The following is a 10,732-nucleotide window of genomic DNA, read 5'->3' as shown; positions in this document are numbered from 1 at the left end:
GCATGTCGAGCACCGAGGTGAAAGCGGACTCGGGGAGCGAGGCGAACGGGGCGGCACGCCGGGCCAGGGCCAGCAGGTCCTCGGCGCACCGCCCCTCTTCCGCACCGTCAGGGTGCCGTGTCTCAGATGGAGACGCCGTGCGAACGCAGGTAGGCGATCGGGTCGACGTCGGAGCCGTAGCTCGGGCCGGTGCGGACCTCGAAGTGGAGGTGCGGGCCGGTGGAGTTGCCGGTGGAGCCGGAGAGGCCGATCTGCTGGCCGCCGGTGACGGTCTGGCCGGCCGTGACCTCGAGCGAGGACAGGTGCGCGTACTGGGAGTACATGCCGTCGCTGTGCTGGATGACGACCTCGTTGCCGTACGAACCGCTCCAGCCCGCCGAGACCACGGTGCCCGGGCCGATGGACCGGACGCTGGTGCCGGAGGCGGCCTGGAAGTCGGAGCCGGTGTGGTAGCCGCTGGACCAGCTGGCGCCCGAGGCGCGGTACTGGGTGGTGACGTTGGGGTTCTCGACCGGGGCGGCGTAGCCGGAGCTGGTGCTCTCGGAGGCGCCGGAGTCGGAGGAGGCCGTGGTCGCGGTCGTCTCGGCGGCCGGGGCCGCGGTCGTCTCGGCGGGCTTCTCGGCCGCCTTCTCCGCGGACGCGGAAGCCTTCGAGGGGGTGGCCTTCGAGGGGGTGGCCTTCGAGGGGGTGGCCTCGGCGGACTTCTCGGCGGCGGCGGAGGCCTTGGCGCCGAGGGTCAGCTTCATGCCCGGCAGGATCAGGCTCGGGTTCTCGCCGACGACCTCGCGGTTGTCCTTGTACAGCTTCTGCCAGCCGCCCTTGATGTGCTTCTTCGCGGCGATCTTCGCGAGATAGTCACCGGCGACGACGGAGTAGGTCCTGGGGGTGCTCTTCTCCGCCGCGGCGGGCGCGCTCCGGGCGGCGGACGTGGCGGCCGGTGCGGCCTGCTCCGCGGCGTTGGCGCCGGTGGCGCCGATGAGCGGGAGGGCGAGAACGGCGCCGCCGGCCCCCGCGGCGATGATGCCGCGCGAGATCGGGCCGGTCCTGGTACGGCGGTGCTTACCCTTTGCGGGCATGGGGCATTCCTCTCCGGCGCCTGCGAGGTGAGCTGTCGGGTTCGGACTGGAGATGCCCGGCCGCGCGGTGCGCGTCTTGACCCCGAGCCGTTCCGGATCGCTCCGGACGGCGGCTTACCTGGTTCCCCCGCTCCTGCCACACGTAGGTCGGTGCGGATTCCGGACGGCGGCAGGATTAGGCGTTCCGTCCGGATTGACCGTGACCGTAAGCGAGCCGGGACGCCGGGAACAAGCCGCGGATTGCGTACCGGAATCCGCGCTTCAATTCGCTCGAAGAATTCCGGTCACACTCCGTGGATTACGGATCTTGGCTTTCCGGGCGGCGTCAGGAATACCCACCGGTGACTCCGCCACACACCGTCACGGATATGATCCCGCTCACCCGGCTCCCCCCATCTCCCGTACAAGCGGGGCATGTTCCGCTAAATACACCAATACGGACATGTCATTGCTTTTGAGTGCGAAACAGTGCGAGTGGAGTCGCGCCCGAGACGATTGCCCGATGCAGCCATGTCGTATCGTCGCGGGCGTGCCCCCGTCGGCGAGCGGCGCCGACGCCAGACACCCCAGGAGCCCTTGTGACGCAGCTGCCAGAGGTCCCGCCGGCCGACGCCGAGTCGGGTGACGTCAAGCTGACCGGTGTCCGCAACTTCCGCGACGTGGGCGGACTCCCGACCGTGGACGGCGGCACGGTGCGGTACGGGCGCCTCTTCCGCAGCGGCCACCTCGCCCACGCCACCGAGGAGGACGCCGCCTTCCTCTCCGGACTGGGCCTGCACACGGTCTTCGACTTCCGCAACGCCGCCGACCACAAGCTCGACGGTTATGACGTGGAGCTGCCGGGTGTCCGCAATGTCAGTATTCCGCTCTCCGACCCCGCCGATGGCGCGGAGTTCTGGCGGCTGGTTCGCGACGGGAACATCGAGCAGCTGCGTTCGATCCTGGCCGACGGCAGGGGAACGGCGCGCATGGTCGCCTCGTACCGCTCGATCATCAAGGACCGCACCGCCGAACACAGCCGCGTGCTGCACGCGCTGGCCGAGGACAGCGTGCCGGCGCTGATGCACTGTGCCGCGGGCAAGGACCGGGCAGGGCTGTCGGTCGCGGTCTCCCTGCTGGCCGTCGGTGTCGAGAAGGAGGCCATCGAGGCCGACTACCTCAAGTCGAACGACGCGCACCGCCGCTACAAGGTGCGGCGCAGCGACACCTCGGCCGTCGGCATGTCCGACGAGGTCATGGAGCTGCTCAATCCGCTCTTCGGCGCCCACTCCGAGTACCTCGCGGCCGCGTTCGCGACGATCGAGGAGATCTGGGGCGGCACCGACCGCTATCTGCGCGAAGGGCTCGGGATCAGCCCCGGGACGCGCGAGAAGCTGCGCGAGCGCCTCGTCGAGGGCCCGTAGCGCCGACGGCGGTCAGCCCTTGCCCGCCACGCTGAAGAGAAGGAAGAGGAAGGCCGCGACGACATGTCCGGCCACCAGGTAGGCGATGAGCCGGATCACGACGCCGCGGGGCATCCTCCGCTCGTGCGTGTCCGCGCTCTTCGCCCCGCGCGGGGTCAGCGGGTCGAAGTCTTCCGAATCGGACATGACGGTCCTCTCTTCCGGCTGTTCGGGCCGGGGGCAAAGGGGCAGGCTGTGGCGTGTACCGGATCAGAGCCGATGGATCCCGTTGCCGAGGCACAGCTCGGCGGCGGGGCTCTGCAGCAGCGTGTGGACGAAGAGCAGGCGCGCCCCACCGATGTCGAGCGCCGCGATCCGGTGCGGGGTGAGCGAGTCGAAGTGTGCGCTGTCGCCCGGATCGAGGTCGTGCACGGTCTCCCCGAGCACGACCCGCAGCCGGCCGTCGAGGACGTACAGCCACTCCTCGCCGGGGTGCACCCGCACGAGGTCGCCCTCGGTGCCGTACGGCACGCGGACGCGCAGTGCCTGCATCGCCCGGCCGGAACCGCCGGCCTGCCGGTAGATCCAGCCGCCCGCGTCGCCCCCCGGAGGTCCTTCGAGGGGGCCGCCGCGGACGATCGCGTCACGTTCGGGCGGCATCTCGCCCAGGAGCTCGGAGACGGTCGTACCGTAGACCCTGGCGAGACCGAGCAGCATCGGCAGCGAGGGCTGCCGCCGGCCGGTTTCGAGCCGGGAGAGGTGGGCCGGGGAGAGTCCCGCCCGCCCGGCCGCGGCCTCCAGGGTGAGACCGCGGTTGCGGCGCAGGTCGCGCAGGCGTGGCGCGACCCCCGGAAGCTCGCCGGCCGCCCCTTCGTCAGAAGGATTCATGCCTCCATTGGGCCAGGGACTTTCCCCTGAGGCAAATTTATTGCCTCAGGGGCAAACTCCGGGCCTCAACGGTTGGCGACGGCCTGTTTCACCAGTGTCCTGCCGAAGTCCCACATGAGCCCGCCGCCGCTGTGCGCGTCGTCCATGACCGCCGTGAAGGCGGTCACGAAGCGGTCCACCTCCGGTTCCCCGATGACCAGTGGGGGGATCAGTTTGATCACTTCGAGGTGGTCCCCCGAGACCTGGGTGAGGATGCGGTGCTTCTGGAGCAGCGGCACCACCACCATCTGTGCGAAGAGGCCCTTGCGCGCCGCCTGGAGCATCGTCCAGCGGCTCCGGAGCTTGAGGGAGGCCGGCCGGCCGAACTCGATGCCGATCATCAGCCCGCGCCCGCGCACCTCGTGCAGCAGCTCGTAGCGGCCTACGAGCGCGGAGAGCCGCTCGCGCAGCAGATCGCCGGTGCGCCTGGCGTTCGCGACGGTCTCCTCCTGCTCCATCACCGCGAGGACGGCGAGCCCGGCCGCCATGGCCTGGGCGTTGGATCCGAAGCTCGCGGAGTGGACCAGGACCCGGTCCATGGAGGAGTAGACGCGCTTGAAGATCCAGTCCTTGCCGAGCGTCGCGCCGACCGGCACATAGCCGCCGGAGAGGGCCTTGGCCACACAGAGCAGATCGGGTTCGACGCCCTCCTCGTGCTGGTAGGCGTAGAAGTCGCCGGTCCTGCCCAGCCCGGTCTGCACCTCGTCGGCGATCAGCAGGGCCTTGTGCCGGTGCAGCAGCTCCTGTGCCTCCCGCAGGAAGCCGGGCGGTGAGGCGTGGACGCCCTTGCCCTGGATCGGCTCCACGACCAGCCCGGCCACGTCACCGCGTTTCAGCTCGCGCCGCAGCGCGTCGAGGTCGCCGAGCTCGATGGCCGTGTCGGGGAGCAGTGGCGCGAAGCCGTCCCGGAACCCCTTCTCCCCGTTGACCGAGAGCGAGCCGGTCGTCAGCCCGTGGAAGGCGTGGGAGCAGTAGAGGATCCTGGGCTTCCCGGTGGCGTACCGCGCGAACTTCAGCGCGGTCTCGACGGCCTCCGTACCGCTGTTGCCGAAGAAGACCCGGTCCAGGTGCGGGCTGTGCGCGAGCAGTTTCTCGGCGAGCAGTCCCGGCAGCGGCTGGCAGTCGAAGCGGGTGAGATCGGCGAGCGAGGCGTCCAGGACGTCGTGGAGTGCCTGGCGTACGACGGGGTGGTGCCGGCCCAGCCCCATCACCCCGAAGCCGGCGAGCATGTCGAGGTAGTCGTTGCCCTCGGCGTCCCAGAAGTACGCGCCCTCGGCCCGCTCGTAGACCTTGTCGAAGCCGATGGTCCGCAGCATGCGGGGCAGCTGGTGGTTGAGGTGCCGGGTGTGCAGCTCGTAGCGTTCGGCGCCGCGCTCCGCGAGGAGCCGCGCCAGATCGAAGCCTTCCGGCCGTTCGTCCTTCATGCCCCGCTCTCCTTCGGCGTGGTCCGCTCCTCCGCCGCCGCGCGGCGCTCCAGCGTGGCGGCGACGCGTCCCGCGATCTCGACCGGGGTGAGCCCGATCTCGGCCAGCACCTCGCCGCGCCCGGCGTGCGCCAGGAACTGCTCCGGGATGCCGAACGTCCGCAGCGGTACGTCGACACCCGCGTCCCGCAGCGCCTGCCCGACGGCCGAACCTACGCCGCCCGCCCGGCTGTTGTCCTCCACGACGGCCACCAGCCCGTGCCGCGCGGCGAGCGCGGGCAGCTGGTCGTCGACGGGTTTGACCCAGCGCGGGTCGACGACCGTGCAGCGGATTCCTGTGCTCGCGAGCAGATCGGCGGCCTGGAGGCAGACCGGGGCCAGCGCGCCGACGGCCACCAGCAGGACGTCGGGGTCCTTCGCCCGGTACAGCACGTCCATCCCGCCGATCCTTCCGACGGCCTCGACCGGCTCCCCCACCGACTCCTTCGGGAAGCGGATCACGGTCGGCGCGTCGTCGACGTCCACGGCCTCGCGCAGTTCCTCGCGCAGCCGCTCGGCGTCGCGCGGGGCGGCGATCCGGAGACCGGGGACGACCTGGAGCACGGACATGTCCCACATGCCGTTGTGCGAGGGGCCGTCGGTGCCGGTGACACCGGCCCGGTCCAGGACGAACGTCACTCCGCACCGGTGCAGGGCGACATCCATCAGCAGCTGGTCGAAGGCCCGGTTGAGGAACGTCGCGTAGACGGCGACCACCGGATGCAGACCGCCGGTGGCGAGCCCTGCGGCGGAGACCGCCGCGTGCTGCTCCGCGATGCCCACGTCCCAGACGCGGTCGGGGAACTCCTCGGCGAAGCGGGTGAGCCCGACCGGGTGCAGCATCGCCGCGGTGATCGCGACGACGTCCGGGCGCTCCGCGCCGATCTCCGCGATCTCGTCGCCGAAGACGGAGGTCCAGGAGGGCGCGGCGGGCACCACGAGAGGCTCGCAGGTCAACGGGTCCATCCGGCCGACGGTGTGGAAGCGGTCGGCGTCGTCGGCCAGCGCGGGCGGATAGCCTCGGCCCTTCTCGGTGATGCAGTGCACCAGCACGGGACCGTGGAAGCGCTTGGCCCGGTGCAGTGCGGACTCGACGGCCCCGGTGTCGTGCCCGTCGACGGGGCCGAGGTATTTGAGGCCCAGGTCCTCGAAGAGGCCCTGTGGGGCGAAGGTGTCCTTGAAGCCCTTCTTCGCGCCGTGCAGCGATCCGTACAGCGGCGGGCCGATGACCGGGGTCTGCTGGAGCACCCCCTTGCCCCAGGAGAGGAAGCGCTCGTAGCCGTCGGTGGTGCGCAGGGTCGCCAGATGGTTCGCGAGGCCGCCGATGGTCGGGGCGTACGAGCGCTCGTTGTCGTTCACCACGATGATCAGGGGACGGTCCCTGGCCGCGGCGATGTTGTTGAGTGCCTCCCAGGCCATGCCTCCGGTGAGCGCCCCGTCGCCGATCACCGCGACGACGTGGTGGGGGCGCCCGAGCACCTCGTTGGCCTTGGCCAGGCCGTCCGCCCAGCCGAGAACGGTCGAGGCGTGGGAGTTCTCGATGACGTCGTGCTCGGACTCCTCGCGGGAGGGATAGCCGGAGAGACCGCCCTTGCTCCGCAGCTTGGAGAAGTCCTGACGCCCCGTCAGCAGCTTGTGCACGTAGCTCTGGTGGCCCGTGTCCCACAGGATGCGGTCCACGGGTGAGTCGAAGGCCCGGTGCAGGGCGATGGAGAGCTCGACGACCCCGAGGTTGGGGCCGAGATGACCGCCCGTTCTCGTCACCGCCCGGACGAGGAACGTCCTGATCTCCTCGGCCAGTTCACCGAGTTCGGGCTGGCTCAGTGCCTTGAGATCCTGCGGCCCCTTGATGGATTCCAGCATCGTCACGCTCGGGCCCTCTCTCTGGTCCTGTCATCGGCTCACGGTCACGGCCGGAGCCCCGCCGACCGCCACCGACCCGACCTGGATGCGCCGCGAGGGGCGGCGCACCGCGAGCGGCCGGGCCGGCAGTGCGGAGAGACCCAGTGCGACGGGCTCTCCAGTGGTCATGACGTCACCGGCTCCCGCCGACGGTCTCCCGCGCCGCTCGCAGGGACTCCTTCAGGGACCCCATGGTGGCGAGCACGGCGGTGGGCTCGTAGCCGCAGTGCGCCATGCAGTTGGCGCAGCGCGGGTCCTTGCCCCGGCCGTACTTCTCCCAGTCGGTGTCCTCGATGAGCTCCCGGTAGGTGGGGACGTATCCGTCGCTCATCAGATAGCAGGGCCGCTGCCAGCCGAAGAGCGAGTAGTTGGGGATCGCCCAGGCCGTGCACGGGAAGTCGGCCTTGCCCTCCAGGAAGTCCAGGAACAGCGGGGAGTGGTTGAGCCTCCAGCGGTTGCGGTTGCCGCCCGCGAAGGACTTCTTGAAGAGCTCGCGGGTCTGCTCGACTCCCAGGAAGTGCTCCTGGTCGGGTGCCTTCTCGTAGGCGTAGGCGGGCGAGATCATCATCTCGTCGACCTTCAGCTCGTCGTTGAGGAAGTTGAGCACCTCGATGACGGTCTGCGGGGTGTCGGTGTTGAAGAAGGTGGAGTTGGTCGTGACCCGGAAGCCGCGCCGCTTGGCCTCCTTCATCGCCTCCACCGCCTCGTCGAACACGCCTTCCTTGGCGACCGACTCGTCGTGCCTCTCGCGCAGTCCGTCGATGTGCACGGCGAAGGCGAAGTAGGGCGACGGCGTGAACTTGTCGAGCTTCTTGCGCATCAGCATGGCGTTGGTGCAGAGGAAGACGTACTTTTTCTTCGCCACCAGTTGACGGACGATCTCGTCGATCTGGGGGTGCATCAGGGGCTCACCGCCGGCGATGGAGACCATCGGGGCACCTGATTCGAGCACCGCCCCCACCGCCTGGGCAACGGGCATGCGCTGCTTGAGCACTCCCGCCGGGTGCTGGATCTTCCCACAGCCCTCGCACGCCAGGTTGCAGGCGAACAAGGGCTCCAGCTCGACGATCAGCGGGAACTTCTCCCGCTTGCGGAGCTTCTGTTCGAAGAGATACGTCGCAACCTTGATGGACTGACGGAGCGGCATGGCCATCTGGGCTCACCTCCTGGGGAGCAGCAAAGATCGGTGCCATTCATGAAAAGCGGGAAGGACAGCACGAAGAACGCGGAATGCCGATATTCCACCGCGGACCGTGCCGATACGGACGAGCTCATGCTCTGGAGCGTCCACGACCACCCGTACGGCCGCAACCGGGCGTGGCCCGGTCCGCAGAGCGGTGCGAAGAGTGGCGGCGGACTCCATGTCCACCGCGATGGCGCCGGTGGCCCGGAGCCCGGCCCGCTCCGGCCCCCGGACGACGTGCCCGGAGCCGATGAGCGGGCCGGTGTGGACCGTGCGTCCGGGCACCGCCCTGGTCAGCGCGTCGACCAGCACGCCGGTCCCCACGCAGACCGTGGTGGAGCCGGCGTCCCTGGTCTCGTCCGCCACCACGAGGTCGCCCGGGTGCATGCCGGGCGCGAGCCCGGCGCAGAACCCGGAGGCGATGACCGCGGCGTCCGCGGCCTCGTGCCGCCCCAGTGCGCGCAGCACCGCTGCCTCGGCCGCCCGGGGGCCCATCCCGGTCCTGATGACGCTCACGGGCCCGGAGGCGGCGCCCGCCCTGCCGGTGCGCAGGGCGAGGCGCTCGATGCCGAGCGCGCAGGCGATCAGCAGCGGGGTGGGGGCGGACGGTTTGTGCGTACCGCCCATGGGATCAGGCCCCCTCGCCGGTCTCGGTGCCCGGCCCGGCCGCGAGGGCGAACGGGTCGCCGTACACGTACCTGCCGAGCGCCGTGAGGGGGAAGACCTGCCGGTAGAGGTGGTAGTTGATGGAGAAGTCCCACGGGAAGCCCGTGCCGGTGAAGTGCGGTTCGTCCCAGGAACCGTCGGCCTGCTGGGTCTTGGCGAGCCAGGCGACCCCGCGCTCCACGGACCGGCTCTCCCGCTCACCGGCGGCCAGCAGCGCGAGGAGCGCCCAGGCCGTCTGGGACGCGGTCGAGCTGCCGTGGCCGATCCACTTCTCCTCGCGGTAGGAGCGCAGGTCCTCGCCCCAGCCTCCGTCGTCGTTCTGCACGGACTTCAGCCAGTCGACGGCCCGCCGCACCGAGGGGTGCGCGGGCGGCAGCCCGGCCGCGATGAGCGCGGGCACCACGGACCCTGTCCCGTAGATGTAGTTGACGCCCCAGCGCCCGAACCACGCGCCGTTCGCCTCCTGTTCGGCGAGCAGCCAGTCGATGCCCCTGCGGGTACGGGGATGCGCGGCCCGTCCCTCGACGGCGAGCATCTCCACGACGTGCCCGGTGACATCGGCCGACGGGGGGTCGATGACCTCACCGAAGTCGCAGAAGGGCAGTCTGTTGGGGAAGGGGCTGGTGTTGTCCGCGTCGAAGGCGCCCCAGGCGCCGTTGCGGGACTGCATGCCGAGGTTCCAGCGGACCCCGCGCTCGATGGCGGCCTCGACCCTGGAGGGGTCGGGGTGCCGGACGCGGCGCAGCGCCAGGACGACCTCGGCGGTGTCGTCGATATCGGGGTAGTTGTCGTTGTGGAACTCGAACGCCCAGCCGCCCGGCGCCAGTTCGGGTCTGCGTACGGACCAGTCGCCGGGCCGCACGATCTCCTCGCCCAGCATCCAGTCGGCGGCTCTGACCAGTGCCGGGTGGTCGGGGCTGACCCCCGCGTCAGCCAGGGCGATGGTGGCGAGGCAGGTGTCCCAGACCGGGGACTGGCAGGCCTCGACCATCCGGGCACCGTCCTCGCGCCACACGATGAACCGGTCGAGCGATTCGAGCCCGGCGCGCATCACCGGGTGGTCGAGGTCGTACCCCAGCAGATGCAGGGCGATGACGGAGTACACCGCGGGTGGCTGGATACCGCCCCAGCAGCCGTCGTTCTCCTGGCGCTCGATGATCCAGCGGGCCGCCGCGTTCATCGCGATACGCCGCAGCTTGCGCGGGGCCACCTTGTGATAGAGGTGCAGCGCCTTGTCGAGGCGCTGGAAGACACCGTCCCAACTGGCCGCGGAGGCAGCCGGCTTGGCAGGATTCGGGCAGGCCGGATCGGTGTGCAGTTCGTCCAGGGGGAACGGGGCGGGGCGTACGGGCCGCAGGGCGGAGACGATGGTGAGCGGCACGATGGTCTGGCGGGCCCAGCACCCGAAGTCGTAGATGTTGAGCGGGATCCACTTCGGAAAGAACATCAGCTCGGGCGGGAGTTCCGGGAGGTCGTCCCACTTCCACCAGCCGAAGAGCGCGAGCCAGATCCGGGTGAAGACCCGGGACTCCGCGATGCCGCCCTGTTCCCTGACCCAGCCCGCCGCGCGGATCATGTGCGGGTCGTCGGGCCGGTCCCCGGCGAGCCGGAGGGCGACGTACGCCTCGATGGTGGCGGAGAGGTCCGGCGGCCCTTCGTAGAAGGTGTTCCAGGTGCCGTCGCCCATCTGTTCGCCCCGGATGAAGCGGGCGGCCGCCTGGACGGTGGCCGGGTCCTGGATTCCCAGGAACTGACGGAGCAGCAGGTCCTCCGCGTCCATGGTGACGTTGGTGGCGAGGTCGCCCTTCCACCAGCCCTGCTCGTCCTGTCTGCCGAGGAGGTGCTCAACCGAGCGTTCCGCGGCCCGCCGCGCGACGGTGAGCGTGTCGTCCGCGGCGATGGTTGATTCGGTCGGATCGCTTGCCGAGGCTGCGCGGAGGTTCGCGGCTCCGGTGCTTCCGTCGGTCGTCGCTGTCATGGCTTCCCCTTCGTGCAGTGTGGTCCTCTGCTGTGCTGGGGTCTCCGTCGGCGGGCGCCCCGTGGGGCAACAGGAGCTGGTCGACCACGAGCCTGTCGCCGCTCCAGACGCTGTACGTCCATGGCGGGGTCCGCGGCCGGGGTCCGTACGCGGAGC

Annotated in this window: 10 protein-coding genes and 1 riboswitch; of the genes, 1 reads left to right on the top strand and 9 read right to left on the bottom strand. The window is 70.4% G+C overall.

The features are described 5' to 3' along the window. Positions 1–122 precede the first annotated feature (122 nt). A complete protein-coding gene (locus ACWCQM_RS40510; RefSeq protein WP_450920065.1) occupies positions 123–1,076 on the bottom strand; it encodes a M23 family metallopeptidase in 954 nt (317 codons plus the stop codon). A gap of 4 nt (positions 1,077–1,080) precedes the next feature. Further along, positions 1,081–1,235, bottom strand: a riboswitch (cyclic di-AMP (ydaO/yuaA leader). Between the two features lie 419 nt (positions 1,236–1,654). On the opposite strand from ACWCQM_RS40510, the gene ACWCQM_RS40505 reads away from it, so the two are divergent. After that, the gene (locus tag ACWCQM_RS40505; protein ID WP_450920064.1) at positions 1,655–2,479 is read left to right on the top strand and encodes a tyrosine-protein phosphatase; all 825 of its coding nucleotides are present in this window, start codon (positions 1,655–1,657) and stop codon (positions 2,477–2,479) included. A 12-nt stretch (positions 2,480–2,491) separates the two neighbouring features. Here the strand turns inward: ACWCQM_RS40505 and ACWCQM_RS40500 are convergent, their stop codons facing one another. The 8 genes from ACWCQM_RS40500 to shc all read right to left on the bottom strand — a co-directional run bounded on the left by ACWCQM_RS40500 (position 2,492) and on the right by shc (position 10,576). Continuing rightward, the gene (locus tag ACWCQM_RS40500; RefSeq protein ID WP_198959723.1) at positions 2,492–2,665 is read right to left on the bottom strand and encodes a DUF6126 family protein; all 174 of its coding nucleotides are present in this window, start codon (positions 2,663–2,665) and stop codon (positions 2,492–2,494) included. A gap of 63 nt (positions 2,666–2,728) precedes the next feature. Next, complete coding sequence (locus ACWCQM_RS40495; RefSeq protein ID WP_450920063.1) at positions 2,729–3,346, bottom strand: helix-turn-helix domain-containing protein; 618 nt, start codon at positions 3,344–3,346, stop codon at positions 2,729–2,731. Positions 3,347–3,411: 65 nt separating this feature from the next. Continuing rightward, entirely contained in the window at positions 3,412–4,809 is a 1,398-nt protein-coding gene (locus ACWCQM_RS40490) for an aspartate aminotransferase family protein (protein ID WP_450920062.1), read from the bottom strand. Next, positions 4,806–6,716 carry a 1-deoxy-D-xylulose-5-phosphate synthase gene (gene dxs, locus ACWCQM_RS40485; protein WP_450920061.1) on the bottom strand — a complete coding sequence of 637 codons (1,911 nt, stop codon included), beginning with the start codon at positions 6,714–6,716 and terminating at the stop codon, positions 4,806–4,808. The genes ACWCQM_RS40490 and dxs overlap by 4 nt, the downstream gene beginning before the upstream one ends. Positions 6,717–6,740: 24 nt before the next feature. Continuing rightward, positions 6,741–6,878, bottom strand: a complete 138-nt coding sequence (locus ACWCQM_RS40480; RefSeq protein ID WP_450920060.1) for a hypothetical protein — start codon at positions 6,876–6,878, stop codon at positions 6,741–6,743. 4 nt (positions 6,879–6,882) lie between these two features. Then, positions 6,883–7,902 (bottom strand): adenosyl-hopene transferase HpnH, encoded by a 1,020-nt coding sequence (hpnH, locus tag ACWCQM_RS40475; protein ID WP_450920059.1) that lies wholly within the window; start codon positions 7,900–7,902, stop codon positions 6,883–6,885. A gap of 6 nt (positions 7,903–7,908) precedes the next feature. Then, positions 7,909–8,559, bottom strand: coding sequence for a phosphorylase family protein (locus ACWCQM_RS40470; RefSeq protein WP_450920058.1), 651 nt, complete (start codon positions 8,557–8,559; stop codon positions 7,909–7,911). 4 nt (positions 8,560–8,563) lie between these two features. Continuing rightward, positions 8,564–10,576: a squalene--hopene cyclase gene (shc, locus tag ACWCQM_RS40465; protein ID WP_450920057.1), complete on the bottom strand. Its 2,013-nt coding sequence runs from the start codon at positions 10,574–10,576 to the stop codon at positions 8,564–8,566. Positions 10,577–10,732: the final 156 nt, after the last annotated feature.

The sequence above is a fragment of the Streptomyces sp. NPDC002125 genome, from assembly GCF_053593715.1.
This window is presented reverse-complemented; position numbering and strand designations above follow the sequence as displayed.

What these genes read in the sequence shown, in the direction of transcription:
- ACWCQM_RS40510 (WP_450920065.1), bottom strand. Translation starts at nt 1,076, where the DNA reads ATGCCCGCAAAGGGTAAGCACCGCCGTACCAGGACCGGCCCGATCTCG.
- hpnH (WP_450920059.1), bottom strand. Translation starts at nt 7,902, where the DNA reads ATGGCCATGCCGCTCCGTCAGTCCATCAAGGTTGCGACGTATCTCTTC.
- ACWCQM_RS40470 (WP_450920058.1), bottom strand. Translation starts at nt 8,559, where the DNA reads ATGGGCGGTACGCACAAACCGTCCGCCCCCACCCCGCTGCTGATCGCC.
- ACWCQM_RS40495 (WP_450920063.1), bottom strand. Translation starts at nt 3,346, where the DNA reads ATGAATCCTTCTGACGAAGGGGCGGCCGGCGAGCTTCCGGGGGTCGCG.
- shc (WP_450920057.1), bottom strand. Translation starts at nt 10,576, where the DNA reads ATGACAGCGACGACCGACGGAAGCACCGGAGCCGCGAACCTCCGCGCA.
- ACWCQM_RS40500 (WP_198959723.1), bottom strand. Translation starts at nt 2,665, where the DNA reads ATGTCCGATTCGGAAGACTTCGACCCGCTGACCCCGCGCGGGGCGAAG.
- ACWCQM_RS40480 (WP_450920060.1), bottom strand. Translation starts at nt 6,878, where the DNA reads ATGACCACTGGAGAGCCCGTCGCACTGGGTCTCTCCGCACTGCCGGCC.
- ACWCQM_RS40490 (WP_450920062.1), bottom strand. Translation starts at nt 4,809, where the DNA reads ATGAAGGACGAACGGCCGGAAGGCTTCGATCTGGCGCGGCTCCTCGCG.